The 22,392-nt window shown below is 73.4% G+C and carries 19 protein-coding genes; 12 read left to right on the top strand and 7 right to left on the bottom strand.

What is annotated here, in order from left to right:
• Positions 1-217: 217 nt before the first annotated feature.
• The 5 genes from OG730_RS05820 to OG730_RS05800 all read left to right on the top strand — a co-directional run bounded on the left by OG730_RS05820 (position 218) and on the right by OG730_RS05800 (position 5,738).
• Positions 218-484 (top strand): StsA-related sactipeptide RiPP, encoded by a 267-nt coding sequence (locus OG730_RS05820; protein ID WP_266884495.1) that lies wholly within the window; start codon positions 218-220, stop codon positions 482-484.
• Positions 485-555: 71 nt separating this feature from the next.
• Positions 556-2,055: a StsB family radical SAM/SPASM domain sactipeptide maturase gene (gene stsB / locus OG730_RS05815; RefSeq protein WP_327303176.1), complete on the top strand. Its 1,500-nt coding sequence runs from the start codon at positions 556-558 to the stop codon at positions 2,053-2,055.
• On the top strand, positions 2,036-2,368 hold the full coding sequence (locus OG730_RS05810) for a PqqD family protein (protein WP_327303175.1): 333 nt from the start codon (positions 2,036-2,038) through the stop codon (positions 2,366-2,368). The genes stsB and OG730_RS05810 overlap by 20 nt, the downstream gene beginning before the upstream one ends.
• Positions 2,365-3,876 carry an NAD(P)/FAD-dependent oxidoreductase gene (locus tag OG730_RS05805; RefSeq protein WP_327303174.1) on the top strand — a complete coding sequence of 504 codons (1,512 nt, stop codon included), beginning with the start codon at positions 2,365-2,367 and terminating at the stop codon, positions 3,874-3,876. The genes OG730_RS05810 and OG730_RS05805 overlap by 4 nt, the downstream gene beginning before the upstream one ends.
• Positions 3,873-5,738 carry a S9 family peptidase gene (locus OG730_RS05800; RefSeq protein WP_327303173.1) on the top strand — a complete coding sequence of 622 codons (1,866 nt, stop codon included), beginning with the start codon at positions 3,873-3,875 and terminating at the stop codon, positions 5,736-5,738. The genes OG730_RS05805 and OG730_RS05800 overlap by 4 nt, the downstream gene beginning before the upstream one ends.
• Before the next feature lie 7 nt (positions 5,739-5,745).
• On the opposite strand, the gene OG730_RS05795 is transcribed toward OG730_RS05800, so the two are convergent.
• The 6 genes from OG730_RS05795 to OG730_RS05770 form a co-directional block, all read right to left on the bottom strand.
• Positions 5,746-7,035 carry a helix-turn-helix domain-containing protein gene (locus OG730_RS05795; protein ID WP_327303172.1) on the bottom strand — a complete coding sequence of 430 codons (1,290 nt, stop codon included), beginning with the start codon at positions 7,033-7,035 and terminating at the stop codon, positions 5,746-5,748.
• A gap of 104 nt (positions 7,036-7,139) precedes the next feature.
• Complete coding sequence (locus OG730_RS05790) at positions 7,140-7,778, bottom strand: GAF domain-containing protein (protein WP_327303171.1); 639 nt, start codon at positions 7,776-7,778, stop codon at positions 7,140-7,142.
• Entirely contained in the window at positions 7,775-8,638 is an 864-nt protein-coding gene (locus OG730_RS05785) for a S8 family serine peptidase (RefSeq protein WP_442815174.1), read from the bottom strand. Before OG730_RS05785 ends, OG730_RS05790 begins: the two co-directional genes overlap by 4 nt.
• Positions 8,635-11,664, bottom strand: a complete 3,030-nt coding sequence (locus OG730_RS05780) for an AAA family ATPase (RefSeq protein ID WP_327303169.1) — start codon at positions 11,662-11,664, stop codon at positions 8,635-8,637. Before OG730_RS05780 ends, OG730_RS05785 begins: the two co-directional genes overlap by 4 nt.
• Before the next feature lie 6 nt (positions 11,665-11,670).
• Complete coding sequence (locus OG730_RS05775) at positions 11,671-12,165, bottom strand: aroma-sacti cluster domain-containing protein (protein ID WP_327303168.1); 495 nt, start codon at positions 12,163-12,165, stop codon at positions 11,671-11,673.
• Between the two features lie 34 nt (positions 12,166-12,199).
• Complete coding sequence (locus tag OG730_RS05770; protein WP_327303167.1) at positions 12,200-13,036, bottom strand: MvdC/MvdD family ATP grasp protein; 837 nt, start codon at positions 13,034-13,036, stop codon at positions 12,200-12,202.
• A gap of 346 nt (positions 13,037-13,382) precedes the next feature.
• Between OG730_RS05770 and OG730_RS05765 the strand changes: the two genes are divergently transcribed.
• Genes OG730_RS05765 through OG730_RS05745 form a run of 5 tightly spaced genes read left to right on the top strand, consistent with a single transcriptional unit; the run spans position 13,383 to position 18,349 of the window.
• Entirely contained in the window at positions 13,383-14,324 is a 942-nt protein-coding gene (locus tag OG730_RS05765) for an ABC transporter ATP-binding protein (RefSeq protein ID WP_327303166.1), read from the top strand.
• Between the two features lie 4 nt (positions 14,325-14,328).
• Positions 14,329-15,138 (top strand): ABC transporter permease, encoded by an 810-nt coding sequence (locus OG730_RS05760; RefSeq protein WP_327303165.1) that lies wholly within the window; start codon positions 14,329-14,331, stop codon positions 15,136-15,138.
• A 19-nt stretch (positions 15,139-15,157) separates the two neighbouring features.
• Positions 15,158-16,354 carry a YcaO-like family protein gene (locus tag OG730_RS05755; RefSeq protein WP_327303164.1) on the top strand — a complete coding sequence of 399 codons (1,197 nt, stop codon included), beginning with the start codon at positions 15,158-15,160 and terminating at the stop codon, positions 16,352-16,354.
• The gene (locus OG730_RS05750) at positions 16,355-17,686 is read left to right on the top strand and encodes a TfuA-like protein (protein ID WP_327303163.1); all 1,332 of its coding nucleotides are present in this window, start codon (positions 16,355-16,357) and stop codon (positions 17,684-17,686) included.
• Between the two features lie 54 nt (positions 17,687-17,740).
• On the top strand, positions 17,741-18,349 hold the full coding sequence (locus tag OG730_RS05745) for a DUF6434 domain-containing protein (RefSeq protein WP_327303162.1): 609 nt from the start codon (positions 17,741-17,743) through the stop codon (positions 18,347-18,349).
• On the opposite strand, the gene OG730_RS05740 is transcribed toward OG730_RS05745, so the two are convergent.
• A complete protein-coding gene (locus tag OG730_RS05740; protein WP_327303161.1) occupies positions 18,330-19,550 on the bottom strand; it encodes an MFS transporter in 1,221 nt (406 codons plus the stop codon). The two genes, OG730_RS05745 and OG730_RS05740, sit on opposite strands and share 20 nt — an antisense overlap.
• Positions 19,551-19,670: 120 nt before the next feature.
• Here OG730_RS05740 and OG730_RS05735 point away from each other — a divergent pair, with 120 nt between their 5' ends.
• Positions 19,671-20,423, top strand: a complete 753-nt coding sequence (locus tag OG730_RS05735) for an AraC family transcriptional regulator (protein WP_327303160.1) — start codon at positions 19,671-19,673, stop codon at positions 20,421-20,423.
• Between the two features lie 82 nt (positions 20,424-20,505).
• Positions 20,506-22,236: an FAD-dependent monooxygenase gene (locus OG730_RS05730; protein ID WP_327303159.1), complete on the top strand. Its 1,731-nt coding sequence runs from the start codon at positions 20,506-20,508 to the stop codon at positions 22,234-22,236.
• Positions 22,237-22,392 lie beyond the last annotated feature (156 nt).

Raw genomic sequence — 22,392 nt, 5'->3', positions numbered from 1 at the left:
CTGTGGTCTGAGCGTGAGGCACGGTCTGGAGATCGTCAACACCCGTGCGCGGCGCGTTCCGGCCGTCCCGGGCCACTGGCGCAAGACGCCCCGCCCGCGCTGCGTATGTCCCCTTCGCCGCTCCCGCACAACCCACATTCGTGGGGTTGTTTCACGGGTCCGCCGCGCGCAGTCTCGGTTGCGTCCCCGATCGAACGCGACAGCGAAAGGTGGAAGCATGTCCTTCAACGCCCTGGAGTCCCTGCGTGCGGCCGGTGTCATCGGCGGCACGATGGCGCCCGCCCTCGAAGAGTTCTACGCCAGCCTGACCCCCGAGGAGACCAAGGTCCTCATCTCGACGAAGACCCGCCTCGCGGCGATCCTGCCCGACGTGGTGGCGCACTCCCAGGACTGGACCTCCCCGGAGGCCACGAAGGAGGGCTTCGACGCCGCGATGCTGTGTGCCTGCGGCCTCTGGTCGGGATCGGGCCAGGCCGAGAACTGACCGTTCCACAGGCGGGGTCCGGCGGCGGTTCGCGTCGGGCCGCGCCTGTGCCAGTCCAGAGAGGAGGCGGGATGCGCGGAAACCTGGTTCGGAACCTGTCGTTGTTCGAGGTGCCCAACGACCTGACGTACTTCGTGCACGGCGAGGACCACCTCGTGGTCAACCCGGAGGTGGCCGCCCGGTGCGTCCTCTCCGGACGTGAGTTTCGGGTCCTCGAGACCCTGGCGGCCGCCCGGGCCCGCGGGGAGCAGCCGGGGCTGGAGCAGAACGACGAGACGGAACGCGTCCTCGCCAAGCTCATCCTGAGCTGGATCGTGTACTTCAACGGCAACAAACCCAAGGTCAGGCTGAGCGAACCGCCCCTGGGCGTCGCGTACTACGCCATCACCGACGGCTGCAACCTGCGCTGCCCGTACTGCTACGCCTCCTCGGAGAAGTGCCTGCCGGGCGAGCTCGACACCGCCGAGTCCCTGGACCTGGTCTCGCAGATCGCCGACTTCGGCGCCGGGACCATCATCTTCACCGGCGGCGAGCCGATGCTCCGCAAGGATCTCTTCCAGGTCGTCGAGCACGCCAAGAACAGCGGCCTGAAGGCCAACATCATCACCAACGCGACGATGATCCGGACCGCGGAGAAGGCCCGGCGGTTCGCCGAGCTCTTCGACGCCGTCACCGTGAGCCTCGACGGAGGCACGGCCGAGACCCACGACCGCACCCGCGGCAAGGGCGCGTTCGCCAAGACCCACCGGGCGATCCAGCTCCTCAACGAGGCCGGGGTGGCGCCGGCCATCAACCACATCGTCACCTCGGACAACATCCACGAGCTGGAGGACTTCGCCTCCTTCCTCGACGGGATCGAGATCCACAGCGTCCGCCTGATGAACCACAACGACCTGGGCAGGGGCGCGGACGACACCTACGACTTCGGGTGGCAGGACCACCTGGACGTGCAGCAGCTCGTCTGGACCTCGCCGGTCGCCGGCAAGCTCAAGCCGGACGGCCCGAGGCCGGTCACCGCGTGCTCGGTCAAGGGCAACTGCGGCATGGGCGGGCACGAGATCTACGTCAACTCCCTCGGCGACGTCTACCCGTGCAAACTCGTCACGGGCAAGGGGGAGTTCGCCGGAAACATCAGGAAGCAGCGGCTGTCGGAGATCTTCGCCAGCCCGGTCCTGACCTCGATGCGCCGGAGCACCGTGTACGGCGGGGAGTTCCACGCCGACTGCGAGAAGTGCTACATCAAGGCGAACTGCGGCGGCGGCTGCCGGGCCGCGCACATGTCGGAGTCCGGCGACCTGCGGCGCAACAGCCGCCACCTGTGCCGGATCCTGCGGCACGGAGTGACCACGCAGCTGTGGCAGGAGACCGGCGTGACCCGCGCCGAACTCGCCCTGGACGGCACCGAGATGACCATTCCCCGGCTGGTAGCCACCGGGGAGGTGCACGAGGCCCACGAGCAGTGGAAGACCTACGTCCGCCCGCCGGCGCCCGTGCCCGCGATCAAGGTGGGCGAACTGATTCCGATCATGCCGGTGAACAGGAGGCTGGGAGATGTCCCTGCACATCAGTGACGCGGTGATCTGGCAGGAGACCGGGGACGGCATCTCGCTGTACCACAGCGAGTCCGGCGACTTCCGCACCCTGAACGCGACGGCCGCCCAGATCTGGGCGCTCGTGGAGAGCGACGGGGACCGGGAGACGGTCATCACGAACCTGTCCCTGCTGTTCGCGGGGCACAACCCGGTGATGACGGCCCGCATCCGCGCGGAGGTGGACGCCTTCATCACCTCCATGATCGAAGCCGACCTCATCGAGGAGACGGACGCCGAGCAGAAGGAAGCCGGAACGCAGGCCGTACGGAGCGAGCCGGCTGCACGGTCATGACCAGGGCCGTCGTCCTCGGCGGAGGCTTCGCGGGGGTGCTGGTGGCCAAGGTGCTCTCCCGGCACGCCGACGAGGTCACCGTCGTCGAGGGCGGCCGGTACCCGGACGGGCCGGGGGTCCGGCCGGAGCTGCCGCAGGCGTACCACAGCCACGTCCTGGTGACCGCCGGCGCCGAGGCCCTGGACACGCTGCTCCCCGGAACGCTGGAGGCGCTCCTCGCCCGGGGAGCGCACCGCAGGGGCCTGCCGGACGGCGCGCTGATCCTGAGCGCGGACGGCTGGTTCCGCCGCCACGAGACCGGGGCCTTCATGGTCTCGTGCAGCCGCTGGCTGATGGACGACGTCATCCGGCAGCGGGCCCTGGCCGACGGGGCGGTCACCGTACGGGAGCGCACCCGGGTCCTGGGACTCGCGGGGGACGCGACCCGCGTGACCGGTGTCCTGGTCGCGCACGAGGACGGCTCCCGCGAGACGCTCGGCGCCGACCTGGTGGTGGACGCGACGGGCCGGCGTTCGCGGGCCGGACGCTGGCTGACCGCGATCGGCGGACCCGGAGTCGAGGAGGAGGTGCTCGACCCGGGACTGGCGTACTCCACCCGGATCTACCGGGCGCCCCCCGCCCTCGCCGCCGACCTCCCGGCGGTCATGGTGCACCCGCGGCCCGAGCGCGGCCGCCCGGGGTACGGAGCCACGCTGTTCCCCATCGAGGACGGCCGGTGGATCTTCACGCTGACCGGCACGCGCGCGGCCAGACCGCCGTCGGACGAGCCGGGATTCACGGACTGCGCCCGCTCGCTGCGCTCGCCCCTCGCGGCGGAACTACTGGCGGCGGCCGAACCCCTCGGCGGAGTAAGACCGTTCCGTGCCACCGCGAACCGCCGGAGGTTCTTCGAGCGGCTGCCGCTGCCCGAGGGCTTCCTGGTCGTCGGCGACGCGCTGACGGCCGTGAACCCCGTCTACTCGCACGGGATGTCCGTCGCACTGCTCGGCGCGCTGCGGCTGGACCGGGAGCTGAGCGAACGCGGCGCCCGGCCCCGCGCGCTGCCCGCGATCCAGGCCGCGATGGCCGCAGTGGCCGCGGAATCCTGGCGGATGGCGACCGAACAGGACCGGGCGCGGGCCGTCGCGGAGGGCTCCGGCTCAGGCGAAGGCTCAGGAGCAGGCCCAGCGGCAGGTCCCGGGTCAGGCCCCGGGTCGGCTCCCCTGTCCGCCGCCGGGCAGCGGATGCGGGCCAAGGTGTCCCGAGCGGTGCTCGGCAGCCCGGTGCTGATGACCCGGCTGTTCCGCGCCCAGACGCTGGTCCCCGTCCAGACGCCGTTCCCCGCCCAGGAACCGGTCCCCGCCCGGACGCCGGTCCCTTCCGGGCCGGCCCTCCCCGCACCCTCCGCCGGCCGCCCCGCGGCCCCGCCGCTCGACACCGACGAGGCGGTCGCGCAGTTCCCCGAACTCCGCGACTGGTGGTTCTCGGAGCGCGGCGTCCAACCACCCGACCCGGGAAGGGAACCGTGACCAAGCCGGCCGTACCGCTGATCCCGCACTCCGTCCTGTTCGGCAACCCGTCGTACCTCGTGCCCGAGATCTCCCCGGACGGGACCCGTCTCGTCTACCTGGCCCCGGACGACGGCGTCCTGAACGTGTGGACGGCGCCCGTGGACCGGCCCGGGGAGGCGAGGCCCGTCACGCACGACCGGGGCCGCGGCATCCGCACGTACGGCCTGTGCCACGACGACCGCACCCTGTTCTACCTGCGCGACCGGGACGGCGACGAGAGCTGGCGGGTCCACCTCGTCGACCTGATCACCGGCCGGGAGCGCTGCGCCACCCCCTTCGACGGAGTCCAGGCACGGGTGCTGGCGCACAACCGGTGGCACCCGACGACCCTGCTGATCGGACTGAACAAGGACCGGCCCGCGCTGCACGACGTCTACGCCCTGGACCTGCTGACGGACCGGCTCACCAAGGTCGCGGAGAACCCCGGGTACCTGAGCTGGATCGTGGACACCGACCTGCGGGTGCGCGGCGGCACGGTGGTGAAGCCGGACGGCGGCCTGTCCGTGTTCCTCGACCCGCCGGAGGATTCGGGGGCTCCGGGCGGACCGGACGGTGCCACGCCCTGGCTCGACGTGCCCTACGACGACGCCATGGGGACGCGCGTGCTCGGCTTCTCCCGCGACGGCGCCACCTGCCACCTCCTGTCCTCCATCGGGGCCAACGCCGGCCGCCTGTTCGCCGTCGAACTCGCCACCGGCCGGCGGACGCTGCTCGCGCATGACCCGGTGTACGACGTCAAACAGGTCGAGTTCGACCCGGTGACCCGCAGGCCGCAAGCGGCGCTGTTCGCGAAGGACCGCGACGAATGGGTCTTCCTGGACGAGGAGTTCGGCAAGGACATCGGCCGGATCCGCGGCGAGCTCGCCCTCCTGTCGGTCGACGGCGAGGTCTACGTGGACCGCACCGACCGCGGCGACCGGCTGTGGACGGTCTCGGTGGTGACCGGAGCCGGCCCCGTCCTCTACTACGTCTACGACCGGCCGGCCGGGACGCTGCGCCACCTCTTCAGCCACCAGCGGGAGCTCGAGGCGTACACGCTGGCCCGGATGGAGCCCTTCGCGTTCTCCGCGCGCGACGGGGTCACCGTCCACGGCTACGTCACCTGGCCGCCCGGCGCCGAACGCACGGGCCTGCCCGCGGTGGTGAACGTGCACGGCGGGCCCTGGGCCCGCCACACCTTCGCGTTCGACGAGGAGGCGCAGCTCCTGGCCAACCGCGGCTACGCCTGCGTCCAGGTCAACTTCCGCGGTTCGACGGGCTACGGCAAGCACTTCCGCAACCTGGGCGCCAAGCAGTGGGGTGCCGCGATGCAGACCGATCTGCTCGACGCGGTCGCGCACCTCGTCGCGGACGGCGGCATCGACCCCGCCCGGATCGCGATCATGGGCTGCTCGTACGGGGGGTACGCCGCGCTGGTCGGCGCGGCCTTCACCCCCGAGGTGTTCACCTGCGCGATCGACCTCTGCGGTCCGTCGAACCTGCTGACGCTGCTCGCGGCCGGGGCGCCCTACCGCACCGTGCTGCGCTCGTTCATGCACGCCCAGGTGGGGGACCCGGAAACGGAGCGCGCCATGCTGTGGGAACGCTCACCGCTGTCCCGGGTCGACGAGATCCGCATCCCGCTCCTGATCGTCCAGGGCGCCAACGACGTCCGCGTGCCCCGGGCGGAGGCGGAGCAGATCGTCGCGGCGCTGGAGGCCAAGCAACTCCCGTACGAGTACCTGCTGTTCCCGGACGAGGGGCACGGGCTGTCCCGGCCCGCGAACCGGCAGGCCTACTACGCGGCCGTGGAGCGGTTCCTCGCGGAACACCTGGGCTGATCCTCTATCAGCCAAGGGCCGCCCGCACCAGGTTCGGCAGGTGCAGGCGGGTCTCCGCCTCCCCGTGCGCGGCCCGGACGAACCCGCCGCCCGTCAGCGCACCGAGTCCGCCGACCACCTGGTTCATCGGCAGGCCCAGCGCTTCGGCGGCCTCGCAGGCCGTCAAGGCCATGTCGAAACCGGCCAGTTCGCCAAGGAGCTTGCGCGGTACGGGGTCCAGCCGCTCGACCCCCGACCGGATCGGGCAGCCGATCGTCCCGGGGACGCCGACCGGCCGGGCGGCCGCCGGCAGTTCGAGCAGCTCCGTCGCCGGCATGTCCGCGAGGCGCCGCAGGCTCAGTACCCCGCACCCCGCGGCCGCCGCTTCCAGCGCGGCCGGCAGACCGTCCAGGGTCCGGCACAGCCTTACCGCGGCCACCGCGTCCGCCCGGCCCAGTACGAACCCCGGCCGGACCTCGGCGAGCCGTTCCACAAGCAGCCGCACCGACGGCACGGCGGTCAAGACGTCCAGGGATCCCGCCGCCGTCCCCTCCCCGTCCGGCCCGGGGAGGGCCAGGGGCGCGAGCACCGTCCCCTGGACGCCCGCCACGGTCCACGGCGCCCGTGACGTGCTGACCACCCGGATGCCCGGGCAGTACGCCAGCAGCTCCTCCACGCCAACCGGGTCCCGCGCGTCCGCGACCCCGTCGAGCACGAGCAGCAGCTCGTGCCGGCCGATCAGCCGGCAGACCGCGGACACGTCCTGAGCACCCGATTCGACGAGCAGGCGCAAGGACCGCAGCAAGGGGCCGAAGGCCGTGCCGGGACCGGCCGGGGCCGTCGTTCCCGACCCGATCCACAGCACCGGCCAGCCGCGCCGGGAGCTCAGCCGGGCCGCCGTCTCCGCCGCGACCCGCGACTTTCCCACGCCGGCGAGGCCCGAGAGCGAGATCATCCGGCGGTGGTCCGATTCCAGGGCGCCCACCATCGACCGGACCTCGACGTCCCGTCCGAGGAGGGCGTTGACGGACCTGGGCACCGCCGGGCAGGGCCCGGCCCCGACCGGAGCCGGCCCCCCGCCGCCCAGGCCGGCGGTGACGAAGAGCTCCCGCGCCAGGCCGTCCAGCCCCAAGGCGTCGGCGAGCAGCCGGACGGTCTGCATCCGCGCGTTCACCCGGCCCGACTCCAGGGCGCGGATCGTGCGCGGGCTGATCGTCGACATGTCGGCGAGCGTCCGCTGCGTGAGCCCGGCCTGGACGCGCTTGAAGCGGAGGAGTTCGGGAAACGACGGAGTCTCGGCCTCGACACTGTGGACCATAGGCCAGGAGGGTAGGAGGGGCCCGTTCCGTCCGCGTCTCCGCCGCGTCGCCGGTGCGTCTGCGATTCGTCTGCGCTCCGTCTGCGTTCCGTCTCCCTCGGCCGTCAGACCACCTTCGAACCGGGGTGCGAACCCCGGTCCAGCAGGTCCAGCGAGATGCTCAGCAGGGAGACGGCCAGCGGGTCGGAGGCGTCCATGACCGCGTGCTGGGACAGCCTGGCCACCAGCTCGCCCATGCGCGGCGCCCCGCTCGCGGCCTGCTCGCTGCGCCGCAGCAGGGCGAGGCTCAGGGCGGCCTGCGTGGCCAGCAGGCCCAGCAGTTCGATGTCGTCGAGCTCCCGGCCGGGAGCGTGCTCGTCGTGCACGTGGCGGTCCAGTACCTCGATCACGCCGATGCACTCCCCGTCCGCGATGAGCGGGGCGGCCATGATGCTCGCGGGAACGTACCCGGTGGAGGCCGCCGCGTCGCGGGCGAACCGGTCCGTGGCGCCCACGTCGTCCGTGATCAGCGGCTGTCCGCTGGCCGCCACCCAGCCGGCGATGCCGGTGCCGGGCTCGAAGCGCCGGCCGACCAGGCCCTGTTCGCCCTCGCCCGCCACCGCCGCGAAGATCAGCTCACCGGTGTCGGGGCTCACCATGAAGACCGAGGAGGCGGCCGCCCCGTAGATGTACCGGGCCACCGTGACGACAGACTGCAGGAGTTGACGTTCGGTGGCCATCAGATCGTGCGGCCAGGGTTTCATGCTCCGTCTCCTTCTCCGTGGACGTTCGCTGCGCAGTGGTACAGGACGCTCTTGAGCTGGAACGGCGTGAGCCACGGATGCTTGCTCAGGACGAGGGCCGCGATCCCGGCCATGTGCGGCGCCGCGAAGCTGTTGCCGGTGTTGCGGACCGTGCCGCCGCCCAGGCTCGCCACCGGCACGCGCACTCCCCGGGCACGGAACTCCACCGGGGGAGCGGCGTTGTAGTAGAAGCGCATGCCGTCCGGCTCGGCGTGGCTCGCGACGGAGATCACCGAGGCGAAGTTCCAGGGGAAGCTCTCGATGGGCAGGTTGTGCGCCGCCGCCACCACCGCGGTCCGCCGGAAGTAGGCGCGGTCGCACAACTCGGCCAGCCGGTCGCGGAATTCGACCCGGGTCGTCGACAGGCTCATGCTGATGACGTCGAACCCCTCCTCGATCGCGAAGGCCAGTCCGGCGATCAGCGCGGAGGCGCTGCCGGCCCTCCCGTCCCCGAGCACCTTGAGCGAACTGAGCGAGGCCCGGGGCGCGAGGGAGCGGATGATCCCCGCGCAGGCGGTCCCGTGCCCGGCGCTGTCGTGCGGCTCGCACTCCTCGACGCGCGGAGCCCGGCCCTCGGCGCTCACCACCTGCCAGGCCCGCTCGACCGCGCCGACGAGCGGGTGCTCCGCCTGGACGCCGCTGTCGAGCACGCAGACCCGTACGCCCTCTCCGCTCGCGCCCTCCCACGCCCAGCGCGGGCCGATCCCCGCGAACAGGGCCGTGGGCAGCGGATCGCCGGGGTCCCCGCCGGCCGGCATGCTCCACGCGGGCATCCCCGACGCGTGCGGCCGCCGCTCGCGCCGCCAGGGCGCGCCGTTCACGTCCATGCCCGTACCGCCTCCAGCGGTTTCACCGCGCCGACGGCGGCGTAGCTGTCGGCGGCGAGTGCGGCCATGGCCAGGGCCTCGTCCCGCTCGCCCAGGAGGCGGTGGGCCCGGGCCAGATCGAAGTAGACCTCGCCCCGCAGACACGGGTCGTCGAGGTCCCGGAGCAGCCGCAGCACCTCGGCGCGCAGCACTTCGGCGCGTACCGGCTCGGCGCGTACCGGCTCGGCTTGCGCCGGCTCGGCTTGCGCCGGCTCGGCGCGGCCCTGCGCCGCCGCGCCCAGTACGGCGGCCGACAGGCACAGGATCCGGCCCCGGACGTCCATCTCCGCGCGCCGCGCGAGCAGTTCGGCGATCCTGCGGGCCGCCTCCTCCGCCCGGTCCCGGCGGGCGCACTCGCGGGCCGCCTGCACCCGCATGGTCAGCGCCACCGGTACGTAGCCCGCCTGTTCGAGAGCGTCCGCCGCGCGGCCGAAGCGCCGCTCGGCCTCCGCGTGCTCACCGTCCAGGGAGGCGGCCAGCGCGGCCACCTGATCGACCAGGACCCGCCCCAGGGTCAGCCGGAGCTGTACGACGACGGACTCGGCCTCGGTCAGCGCCGCTCGGGCACCGCCGCGGTCCCCGGTCAGCGCCAGGCAGCGCGCGCGGGCGGCGAGCGCGGGCAGGGCCAGGAACCGGTCGGCGGCGAACCGTTCCAGGAGCTCCGCGCACCCCGCGAGCTTCTGCGCCATCGGACTCGGCGACCACTGCCGGATCTCGCACAGGGCCACCAGCAGCCGGTCCTCCTCGTACGCGTCGGCGGTGTCCCGGGCGTGGGCGAGCGCGGCGCACGCCGCCTCCTCCGCGGCCCCGAACCGGCCGTGGTCCAGGTGGATCAGCATCCGCAGCTGCTCGAACCGGCACCGGGCCGACCGGTCGGGCTCCTCTCCGTCGAGCGCGGCCCGCAGCCCCTCCACGTCCGCCGCCGAGACCTTCCCGAGGCGGGCGGCCAGCAGCAGCCGCTGCACCCGTACCAGGGCGGGCGCGGGCGCGGTGCCGGTGTGGGCGCCGGGCCCGGTGTCGCGCCACGTGCCCTCCTCCACCGCCTCCAGGGCGCCCCGGGTGTCCCCGGAGAGCATGCGGGCGTCACTGAGCCGGACGGCGGCGACCGACCGGCACCGGTCCGGCCCGCCCCGCGCCAGTACGAGCGCCCGCTCGAGCAGCCCGATCGCCGTCGGCACGTCACGCTGCCGCAGCGCCACGGTGCCCTCGCCCAGCAGGGCCCCGGCCGCCTCCCGCGCCAGCTCGGGCAGCTGCGCGTCGTCGGGGCGCAGCCCGGCGAGGAGCCGGGTGGCGGCTTCGAGGTGGAAGCCCGGACTGAAACCGTGCTCGGCCAGCCGCCGGTGCCAGGTGACCCGCTGCTCCTTCTCCAGCCGGCCGTACGCCACTTCGTGCACCGGCTGCTGGACGAAGCGGTAGCCGCCCGCTTCCTCCGTGGCCCGGAACAGGTGCCGGCCCGCGAGCTCCAGGGCCGCCGCCTCCGGAGCCGGCTCGCCCAGCAGCGCGAGCTGCTCCAGGGTGAACGAGGGGCCGATCACCGAAGCCGCGCCCAGCAGCCGGCGGCCCGGCGCGGGCAGCCGGTCGATCATCGCCCCCACCATGGCCGTGATGCTCGGCGGCACCTCCTCGACGGTCCGGCCGCTGCGCAGCCAGTCCATCATCAGCCGGATGTACAGCGGATTGCCCGCGCTGTACACGGCGACCCGGTCCACCTGCTCGGCCAGGTCGAGCCCGTGCAGTTCCACCTCGTCGCCGCTCCCGCGCCCGGCCAGCGAGAACGCCAGCCGCGCGCTGTCGGCCGGGACCAGCGCCCCGACCTCGATCACGTCCGCCTCTCCCGGCCGCCCGGGATCCTCCCGCCCCGCGAACTCCGGTCGGGACACGCAGACCATCAGGAGCGGAAGGTCGCGCAGCCCGTCCATCAGCTCGCCGATCAGCCCCAGGAGCGACTGGCCGGCCCACGCGAGGTTGTCCCACACCACCACGAGCGGGCCGTGGGCCGCGGCGGTGAGCAGTTCGCGGGTCGCCCAGGACACCTCCTCCACGCCCGGGCCCGGGACCGCGCCGGCCCGCCGGGGGAGCGAGGCGTCGCGCAGGGCCGCGAGGACGCCGGCGATCCGTTCGTCCGACCGCAGCAATTCCGCGCAGGACGGCGCCCGCCGGATCAGCGCGTCCAGCATTTCGACGAGCGCCCCGTAGTTCCCGGCGGTTCCGTACGACTGGCAGCTGCCGAACACGGCGACGGGCCCGGCCCCGGCCGCCAGGAGGTCGTCCACGGCCTCCCGCACCAGGCGGGTCTTGCCGATGCCGGGCGGCCCGAGCACGGTCACCAGTTCCGCGCGCCGCTCCCGGGCCACCCGGTGGTAGATCCCGCGCAGCCGGTGGCGTTCGGCGCCGCGGTCCACCATGAGGGAGTGCTCGCCCGCGCCGTCCGCGGCCGCCTCCCCGGTGACCACGAGGACGGGTACCGGTTCGGACTTGCCCTTCAGCGCCACCGGCGGCACCGGGACCATCGTGTAGTGCGGGCGGGCCAGGTGCGCCACGGTCTCGTTGACGATGATCTCCCCGGCGACGGCCAGGGACTGCAGGCGCGCGGCCAGGTTGACCACGTCGCCGACGACCCGGATGCCGGCCCGGGCCGAACGCGTCACCAGCGCCTCCCCGGCCGCGATCCCGCAATGGACCTCGACCGGAGCCGCGTCGGTGGCGGGCGTGCGCAGGTCGCGGACCTCGGCGCGGATCCGCGTGGCCGCGCGCAGTGCCCGCGGGGCGTCGTCCTCCTGGGAGGTGTCGGCTCCGAAGACCGCCATGACGGCGTCACCGATGAACTTCTCGACGACACCGCCGTGTTCCTCCACCGCGGCCGAGCAGATCTCGTAGTACTCGTCGAGCAGCCCTTGCAGCGACTCCGGGTCCACGCGCTCGGCGAGCCGGGTCCACCCGACCAGATCGAGGAAGAGGACGACCACCAGTCTCCGGCTCACGCGGGCTCAGAGCAGCTTCAGGTCGTGCGCCCACACCTCGGCATCCGCACCGGAATCCGCCTCGACCAGCCGCAGCTGCACCGATACGACGACCGACGTCTCCTCCTCGGTCAGGCCCGCCAGCACCTCGCGCTGCGCGGTGCTCAACTGGTCGACCGGAAGCCCGGCCTCGCGCAGAGCGGTCAGAGGGTCGAACACGTCACCCACTCCTTTCACGGGGCCGCACGGCGGCGGCCAGACATCGATCGGCAGGAGCCGGTGGACGTAGCAGTACGCCACCAGTTCCGCCCTGTTCCTGCAGTTGAACCGGTCGAGCAGGACACTGATCTCCTCGCCCACCGTGTGCCTGCTCAGGCGCAGCGCACGGGCCACGCGGTCGGTCGTGTGCCCCCGTGCCACCAGGGCCACGAGCACCAGGCCCCGGCTGGAGATCTCGGCACCCCGTAACGCCGTCACCGGCGCGAGTTCCTCACGACGCACTCCTGACGACGTACTCCTCACGACGCACTCCTCACGACGCCTCACGGCGCACCATTCACGACGTACTGCGTACGAACAGCTCACGGACCATGACGGCGGCCATGAACGAGACGCCGTGCCAGCGCGCCTTGCGTTCGAACCAGAGCCAGTCCCCGTCCGGGTTGGCCTCCAGGAACACCACGTCCCCGGTGTCGGACACGAGCAGGTCGAACGCCCCGTAGCGCAGGTTCCACGCCGCGCACAGGGTGCGCACCGCCTCGGCCGCGGGGTGGGGGCAGTCGACGCGCGTCACGGTGACGCTGTCGGGATCCGTCATCGGGCTCGACGGATCGGGCTTCTGGACCTCGAAGGCGCAGATCCCGCCGTCGAGTTGGTAGACGCGCAGTTCTCGCGTGTGCGGCACGTACTCCTGGACCACGACCGGGCGCTCTCCCGCGCCGCCCGGCACCGTCGGTCCCGGGTCCCGCTCCACCGCTTCCCGGCCGGCGACCCGCGGCAGGCAGGTCTTCCAGGCCGACCGGTCCGGCTCGAACAGCCGGAAGTCCGGAGTCTTGACCACGAGGGTGGGCGCACCCACCGCGCCCGCCCCCGTCGGCACGTCATTGGTGACGACCGTACGGGGTGTGCGCACGCCCAGCCGGCGCGCCTGAGCCAGCTGGCCCGGCCCGACGACCGCGCCGCCGGGCAGTGCGGTGTCCGCCGTGGCCGCCACCTGCCGCAGGAAACCGGACCAGGACTCCGCCCGCAGCGGAGTCATCGAACCGGCGGGCCTCGCCTGCGCCATCAGCGCGCAGGCCGAACCGTGCCGCACCCACACCACGGCCGGCCGGACCCGGCGCCCGGCGACGTCCAGCAGACCGGTGTCCACATCCAGAGTCATCGAGGTCGACATGAGTTCGTCCTGCCGGATCAGTATCGCCGGAGTTTCCAGAGGACCCGTCAAAGCATTCCGTACGACCTCCAATTCACGGCCGCCCGCGCAATTCACCAGAACCACAACGGATCGGCCGTCACGGTCTTCCGTCTGTACTGAACGGCTCATCTGCGCATGCTAGCCAACGGTTCCGTACGGCAGGAGGAAGAACGGAGGCAGTTGCGCGGCAGCTTGGACGGCGGCCGCTCCCGTGCCGCCCCGCGGGCGTAACGTCCAGCCGCAGCAAGCCCGATCGGCGGTGCCGGACAAACGCCGACCGGAGAAATTCCCCGAGGACCACCGATCACATTCTGGAGGGCGGACCGTGGCGAATGGTGTGGTGAACGCCGAGGAACTGACCAAGCGATACCGCGGGAAAGAGACGCCGGCAGTCGACCGTATTTCATTCGACATCGCCAAAGGCGAGACCATCGGGCTGCTGGGACCCAACGGTGCCGGAAAGACCACCCTGATGAAGATGATCTGCGGCGTCACCCCTCCCACCACCGGCCGGATCCGGGTGTTCGGCGTGGACCCGGCCCGCGACCCGGTCGCCGCCAAGACCGGCATCGGCGCGATGCACCAGTCCGCCCCCTACGACGAGATGCTCTCGGCCCTGGACAACCTGCTGATCGCCACCCGCTTCAAGGGCCTGTCCTGGCGCACCACCCGCCCCTGGGCGATGGAGGTGGCCGAATACCTGGGCCTGGCCGACCACCTGTCCCGGCTCGTCTTCCAGCTGTCCGGCGGGCAGCGCCAGCGGCTGCAGCTCGTACGGGCCCTGCTGACCATCCCCGAACTGCTCATCCTCGACGAGCCCTCGGCCGGACTGGACGTGGCCGGCCGGCACCAGATCGAGCGCTTCGTCCGGTGGCTCCGCGAGGAGTACGGCATGACCGTCATCTGGACCAGCCACATCATCCAGGAGCTGGAGCGCAACGCCCAGCGGGTCCTGGTCATCAACCAGGGCAAGGTGGTCCGCTTCGCCCAACCGAGCGAACTCGTCCGCGAGTTCGGCGGAGCGCATCTGCTGGTCAGCGTCGACGACGCGGTCGGCGCCAAGGTCGTCAAGGAGTGGGCGGCCGCGGCCGGACTGGCCGCCACGGTCCAGGACGCCGAGGTGCGCATCGACAACGCGCAGGTCCGGGACGTACTGCCGCAACTGTCCCGGCACTGCCACGACTCCGGAGTCGCGATCTCCGGAATCTCCACCGTCACCGACTCGCTGGAGCAGGTCTTCCTGCGCATGACCGGGAACGAGGGCTGACACCGTGGCCGACCTGGGATTCAAGACCACGCCGCCGGTCGCCTCGGGCAAACCGGCGGACTTCATCGCCGTGTTCTACCGCGAGTACGCGCTCCTCGCCCGCAACAGGGTCAACCTCATCCTCGGCCTGACCCCCATGCTCGTGTACCTGCTCCTGGTGAACACCTCGCTGGGCAACGTCGTGGGGAACATCACCTACCGGGGCGAGACCCTCCCCTTCGCGGTCTTCCTCCTCCCCATGGTGCTGGCCATGTCGGTGGTCAGCGCCTCCGGGACGACGGGCATGGCGATGTTCCAGGAGGAGATGAGCGGGGTGTCGACCCAGCTCTGGAGCTGGCCGCTGCGCCGCTCGCGCTTCCTGGCCGGCAAACTGCTGGCCGGGGTCTCGCTCGTGCTGGCCCAGAGCCTGCTGGCCCTGGCCGTCGCCGCGGTCATCTTCGACTACCCCTTCCACGCGTCCCACTGGATCTGGCTGCTGCTTGCGCTGGTGCTCTCGTCGGTGGCGTTCAACGGGCTGTACCTCGCCGCGGCCGTCCTCATCAGCGACTACCGCACCTTCATGGTGCTCACCAGCGTGTCGGTGCCCGTCCTCGTCTTCGCCGCGCCGTCGCTGTCCACTTCGCAGCAACTGCCCACCGTGCTGCGGTGGATCTCGACGGTGAACCCGGTGTCGTACGCCGTCACCGGCATGCGCGACGCCGCGATCTTCGGCCTGGGCAAGGCCTGGCCCTCCCTGGTGGTGCTCGCCGTCGTCGCGATCGTCGCCAACTTCATCGCCGGCCGGGCGCTGTTGCGGCGCACCCGGAACCTCTGACCCGCAGGAGCTCCCCACCGTGCAGACCCGTGACACTGCGCAGACCGACGATGCGCCCCTGGCCTGGCTCGCCACGCCGCAGGACCGCTCCGTGCACCGCCTCCCGGGCACGGACCGGGCCCAACCACCGAAGGCCACCTGGGAGATGGTGACCCGCGCCGCGGCCCAGGTGGGTGTCACCCGGGTCGCCGACATCACCCGGCTCGACTCCATCGGCATCCCGACCTTCCAGGCGATCCGGCCGCTGTCCAGAACGCTCGCCGTCTCCCAGGGCAAGGGGATGACCCCCGAACTGGCCAGGCTCTCGGCGGTGATGGAGTCGGTCGAGACCTGGCACGTCGAACAGCCGGCCCTGCCCGCGCTGACTGCCTCCCCCCGTAAGCTCCGTACGCAACTGGGCTACGACGTAGCCGCGTTGGCACCCTCCGCGCCGAACCTTCTGCACGACGGGCTGCCATTGGAATGGGTGGCGGCCAGGTCCCTGGTCGACGGAGCGCGCACCCTCGTTCCCGTGAACGTCGTCCGGCTGACGCTGGAGGAGCACACCGACTGGAACCCGCCGGTGTTCTTCGAGTCGACGAACGGCCTGGCCGGCGGGAACACCCGGATCGAAGCCGCCCTGCACGCGCTCTGCGAGGTCATCGAGCGCGACGCGATGACCGCCGCGGTCACCGGGGGCGGGGAGATGGGCGTACGCGTCGACCCGCGCTCCCTCGGGTCCCCGGTGGCCGACGAGCTGTGCACCCTGATCGAACGGGCCGGCGTCACCCTGGAGGTCCGCCTCGTCCCCTCGCCCACCGGCCTGCCGTGCTTCCTCTCCTGGGTCGCCGACGACGAGTACCCGGCGCCGATGTTCGGCTTCGGCTGCCACCTCAGCCCGGAGATCGCCCTCACCCGGGCCGTCTCCGAGGCGGCCCAGGCCAGGCTCGCGTACATCTCGGGGGCCCGGGACGACCTCCGGGAGGACTTCGGCCACGTGGACGCCGACCGGCTGCGCGGCGCACGCTCGGGCCCGGCGGCAGCCGACATCAGGGGCCTCGTGGAGGACCCCGTCCCGCACGACAGTCTGGCCGGCGCCCTCGCCCACGTGGTGGGCCGGGCGGCCGCCGCCTTCTCCCACCCGCCCCTCCTCGTCGACCTGACGCGCGAGGAGATCGGGGTCCCGGTCGTCAAGGTCGTGGCTCCGGGGAGCCGCGTATGCCCGGAGGTGCTGTAGTTGAACGGGTCCAGGGTGATCGTCTACGCGGGGCCGACCATCTCGGCCGCCGACGTCCACGCGGTGCTCCCGGACGCGGAGGTGCGGCCGCCGGCGGGCCGGGGCGACCTCCTCGCGGACCGGTGGGACCCGGGAGACGTGGTCGTGGTCGTCGACGGCTACTTCCGGGAACGCCGCTCGGTCGGCCACAAGGAGATCCTCCAGGTCCTCACCGAGGGCGCGGAGGTGATCGGCGCCGCGAGCATGGGGGCGCTGCGGGCCGCGGAGCTCGCTCCTTGCGGCATGCGGGGCCTGGGCACCGTCTTCACGATGTACGCCTCGGGCGAGATCGACGGGGACGACGAGGTGGGGGTCCTGCACGGCCCGGCCGAGATGGGGTACCCGCCCCAGACCGTGGCCCTGGTGAACCTCCGCTACGGCTGCAAGGAGGGCGCCGAGAGCGACCTGATCGCGCCCGACGCCGGACGGCGGATCGTGGCGGCGGCCGCGGCGCTGCCCTTCACCCACCGCGGCTGGAAGGACATCGAGGGGGCGCTGGACGAGGAGGACCACGACGCCCTGTGGACGCTGGAGGAGATGATCGCCTCGGGCGTCTGGGACCTGAAACGGCTCGACGCCATGGCGGCGCTGCGCGCGATCGCGGGCCGGGGCGCGGTGCCCCCCGGTCCGGTGGCGCCCGAGGTGCCCGTCACCGGCATCAGCCGGACCCAGTCCCTGGTCCGCCGGACCCGGCGGGAGCACGCCCCCGGCCGGTGGATGTCGGACCTCGACGTACTGGACGCCGCCCGGCTGTTCGACGAGGGCTACCCGGCGCTGCACGAGGAGGTGCTGACCGGCTTGTTGGAGGAGCTCGCCGGCGCCCGGGGCATGACCCTCGCGACGTACGCACGGGACAAGCTCGGGCTCGACGGACGGTCGCCGCTGCCGGACTCCCTCGCGCGCTGGTTCACGGAGCGGGAACGGGACGAGCTCCCCGCCGCCGAGCGGATCCGGCTCCTCATGGTGCGGGTGTGGCCGGTGTGGCAGTCGGTGGACTGGCGGCCGACGGTCCTGGCGCGCCTGCGGGACTCCGAGCGCTGGGAGGAGTGGTGCGCCCTGGTGGTCCGGGCCGACGAGGCCGCGGTGGAGACCCGTCCGCGGCTCGTGGTCCCGCCGCCGCCGATGTGCGCGAAGCTCTTCCTGCGCCACTGGCAGGGGCGCGGCACCTCGCCGGAGGTCGAGATGGCCCGGCGCGGGTTCACCGGCCCCGACGGGCTGGGCGCGGCCGTCCCGAGGTTCTTCGCCCTGGACGTCCTGCGGGGCCGTGAACGGCGTGCGGCCGCGGCTCGTTGACCGAGGGTGACCGAGGGAGCCGAGGACTCCGGAAGAGGCGTCTAGAATGGGAACGTGCGTACGAATGACGGTGAAGTGCGGCCTGCTCCGAGCCCGGAACTGAGCGGGGCGGAGCTGGCCCGCTGGTACTGGACGCTGGCCGAACTCAGCGCCCTGGCCCGGGCGATGGGCCTCCCGTCCGGAGGCGGGAAGGCGGCGGTCACGGCGCGGATCGCCGCCGCGCTGGACGGGTTTCCGGCGCCGGCCCCGGCCGCGGACCCGGCTCCGGCCCGGTCCGGCGGCCGGCCCGTCCGTGGTGCGGGCCGGCAGCTGGCGGCGCCCGTGGACGGGGCCAGCGTGATCCCGCCGGGGCAGCGGTGCGGCCAGGTGCTGCGGGCCTACTTCCTCCGGGAGATCGGGCCCGGCTTCCACTTCGACGCCTTCATGCGGGATTACGTCGCCCAGGGCGCGGGACACACCCTCGCCGAGGCGGTCGCCCACTGGCACGCCACCCGGGCGGCGGCGGCCGAACCCCGGGAGATCGGGGCCCAGTTCGAGCTGAACCGGTTCCTCCGCGACTGGCACGCCGGCCATCCCGAGGGCACCCGCGCGCAGGCCCTGGCCGCCTGGCGGGCCCACCGCTCCCGGCCGCGGGAGGCCGCCCTCACCCCCGAGCGGGAGTGAGCTCCGGCTCCGCGGGCTCCGGCAGGCGCCGGGCCAGGGCCCAGGCCAGCAGCGGCAGCGCCGCCAGCGGGAGCAGGGCCGTCCGCAGGGAGGCCGCGTCGGCCGCCGCGCCGATCACGGGGCTCGCGAGGCCCCCGATGCTGACGGTCAGGCCCAGGGTGACCCCGCTCGCCGTGCCCATGCGGCTCGGCAAGTAGTCCTGGCCCAGGGTGACCTGGAGGGAGAACGGCACGTACAGGGCGGTGGCGGCCAGCGCCGAGCAGACGTACACCAGCGGCAGCGGCAGGAAGAGGATGCCCGCGACGGCCGGCACCACGGCCGCGTAGGCGCGGTGGACGGTGGTGACGCGCCCCCAGCGGGCGGCCAGCCGGCCTCCGAGGAGGGTGCCGCCGGCGCTCCCGGCGAAGAGGGTGAACAGGGCCACGGCGCCGGCGGTTTCACCACCGCCGCGCTCCCGGACGTACAGCCCGATGAAGGTGCTCAGGCCGGTGAAGACGACCGAGCGCACCACGACCACCAGGGACAGCCGCAGGAAGGCCCGCCAGTCGTCGCGGGGGCCCCGGGCCGGGGCCGGGATCGCCGCTCGCGGGTTCGCGGCCGAACGCTTCGCGGACGGCGGCCGGTTGAGGAACACGCCCAGGGCCGCCGGGGCGGCCAGCAGCCACCACCCCGCCGGGCCCGGCAGCGCGAGCGCGCCGACGACCAGCAGCGGCGCGCACGCGAAGCCGATGTTGCCGCCGAGCGCGAACCAGCTCATCGCCCCGTGCCCGGGCCCGCCCACCGTACGGACCAGCCGGGCGGCCGCCGGGTGATAGGCGGCGACGCCCAGCCCGGACAGGGCGACGGCGGCGAGGGTGGCCGCGTAGCCGGCGTCGAGTCCGACCAGCGCCACGCCCAGTCCCGCGGCGGCGGTGGCCAGCGGGATCAGCCAGGGCATCGGCCACCGGTCGGTGAGCGCTCCGAACAGCGGCTGGACCACGGAGGAGAGCAGCGAGGCGGCCAGCACGATGCCGGAGGCGGCGGCGTAGCCGTACGAGCGCTCGGAGACGAGGAAGGGCACGAGCGCGGCGACGGCGCCCTGGTAGACGTCCACGCAGGAGTGGCCCGCGGAGAAGGCGGCCGTACGGAGCTTGGCCGGTCCGGGCGCCGGTCCGGAGGCTGCCGCCGGAGTCGGCATCGGCATCGGCATCGGCATCGGCATCGGGGACGGGTTCGGGGACGGGTTCGGGGACGGTGGCGGGGACGGGGTGGGTCTCATGGAGGTCACCGATCGAGAATCGCTCGCGCCGGGGGCGGCCCGCTTCCGATAAATTGCCGGGTGATGCAGAAAATCCGCCACACTCCGCGCGCCGCGACGAGCATCCGCGAGCTCGACACCCACCTCGGCATCGATCCGCACCGCCACGACGACCACCAGATCTGCTACGCGGGCTCCGGGGTGCTCTCCGTCACCACCGACGCCGGGACCTGGGTGGCCCCGACCACCCGCGCCCTGTGGATCCCCGCCGGGACCGTGCACGAGCACCGGGCCTTCGGCCGCGTCGACCTGCACTGCGTCGGCCTCCCCACCCGCCTCAACCCGCTCTCCCTCTCCGCGCCCGCCGTGCTCGCCGTCGGCCCCCTGCTGCGCGAGCTGATCCTGGCCTACACCCGGGCCCCGCAGGACGACAGCGCCGAGCGGCGGCGGATGCTGGCGGTGCTGCTCGACCAGCTGAAGGCCTCGCCGCTCCAGCCGCTGCACCTGCCCGCTCCCTCCGACCCCCGGCTGGCCGCGGTGTGCGCGCTGCTGCACGCCGACCCGGCGGATGCGCGCGGCCTGGCGGAACTCTCCGCGCAGGCCGGGGCCGGGGCGGGGGAGCGGACCCTGAGCAGGCTCTTCCGCGCCGAGCTGGGCATGACCTTCCCCCAGTGGCGGACCCAGCTGCGCCTGCACCACGCGCTGCGGCTGCTGGCGGTCGACACCCCCGTGACGGCGGTCGCGCACCGCTGCGGCTGGTCCTCGGCGAGCGCGTTCATCGACGTGTTCCGCCGGGCCTTCGGCCACACCCCGGGGGCGCACGCCAAGGCGGGCTGACCGGTTCGTCTGGCCGTCCGCTCCGCACCGGGCCAGCATGGAGGGAGGGACCGGTTCGGGGCCGGGCGATCGGGAGGAACCCATGACGCACACCCCGACGACCGACGTGCTGATCGCGGGCGCGGGTCCGGTAGGCCTCAGCGCGGCGGCGGAACTGCGCCGCCACGGCGTGAGCTGCCGCCTCGTCGACCGGCTGCCCGCCCGCCTCCCCTACGCGAAGGCGGTCGGCATCCAGCCGCGCACGCTGGAGATCTGGGACCGGATGGGCCTGGCCCGCACCGTGATGGAGAGCGCCGTCCCCCTGCGCGGCCAGCTGATCTACGTCAACGGCGCCGAGCGGGCCCGGATCGAGCTCATGCTGCCTCCCGAAGTCCCGTACCGCTTCGCCGCGTTGCCCCAGTACGAGACGGAGCGGATCCTCGAAGAGCACCTCGCGGGGCTGGGCACCGTCATCGAACGCGGCACCGAACTGCTGTCGTTCACCCAGGACGGGGACGGCTCCGCGGGCGGCGTCACCAGCCTGCTGCGGACCGCGTCCGGCGGCGAGGAGGAGCTGCGCACCCGCTACCTCATCGGCTGCGACGGAGCGCACAGCACCGTGCGCAAGGGTCTGGGGCTGTCCTACGAGGGCGGGGCCTTCGCCGAGGAGTACATGCTGGCCGACGTCGTGAGCGACTGGGATCTGCCCGACGGGTACGGCCTGCGGTCCATGCACCAGGGCGCCGACGGGTCCACCGACGACGCGCTGGTGTGCATCCCGCTGCCCGGCCGGGGCCGCTACCGCATGTCGATGCTCGTCCCGCCCGAACTCTCCGCGCAGCCGCCCGGCGGACCGGGCAGCGGATCGGCGGGCGGCCCCGGAGCGGGCGACGGCGTACGGCACGGGCTGGAGGGGGGCCGGGTCCCCGAGCTCTCCCACATCCAGGCCGTCGTCGACCGCCTCGCGCCGGCCCCGGCCACGGTGTCCGGCATGCGCTGGTCCTCCGTGTTCCGCATCAGCCACCGCATCGTCGACCGGTACGGCGACGGGCGCGTCTTCGTCGCGGGCGACGCCGCCCACATCCATCCGCCGACCGGAGCCCAGGGCATGAACACCGGGATCCAGGACGCCTGCAACCTGGCCTGGAAGCTCGCGCTGGTCCTGCGGGAAACCGCCGGGCCCGCCCTGCTCACGAGCTACGACGCCGAACGCCGCCCCGTCGGCGAGGAGGTCGTGGGCCGGACCGTGCGGCACGCGACCGAGGGCATCGAGAACGAACCCGACGATCCGCGGACCGTGCTGCTCCGCGAGGCCCAACTGCTCGTCGGCTACCCGGCCGGACCGCTCGCCGGTCCTCCCTTCGGCCCCGCCGACGCCCCACAGCCCGGCGAACGGGCTCCGGACTGCGGCGGGTTGACCCTGCCCATCGCCGCCTATCCCTCACGGCTGCTCGACGTCCTGCGCGGCCGGGCCGGCCACGTGGTGCTCCTGTACGGGGCCGACGGCGCGGCCCTGGCCGAGGCGGCGGAGCGGGCCCGGGCGGCGGGGCCGGCGCCGGCGGAAGGCGGCGCGGGTGAAGACGACTTGCGCACGGTGGCCGTCCTCGCCCGCGAGGCCGCCCCCGACGCGGGCGCCGGCCTCCCCGCCCCCGTCCCCGGATACCGCGACGCCGCGGGGGAGTTCGCCCGGCTGTACGGCTGCGACGGCCCGACCGGATTCCTCGTACGCCCGGACGGGTACCTCGGCGCCCGCTTCCCGCTGTCCGCCACGGCGGCGGCCCTGTCCGGCTACCTCGCGTCGCTGTCCGCGCCGGCCGGTTCTGCCCCGGCCTAGGCCGTCTCTTTCGGATCTTGCCGGGCCCGCGACGCCTGGCACCGCGCCTGGCCGCACTGCCGAGGCGACCACGTACACCCAGCACGCGAGCGCCCCGACAGCACGCCCAGGCACGGCACCAGACGCCGCGGACTCGGCCGACAAGATCCGAAAGAG

Origin of the sequence: Streptomyces sp. NBC_01298 (assembly GCF_035978755.1) — a bacterium.
Taxonomy (GTDB): Bacteria; Actinomycetota; Actinomycetes; order Streptomycetales; family Streptomycetaceae; genus Streptomyces.
This window is presented reverse-complemented; position numbering and strand designations above follow the sequence as displayed.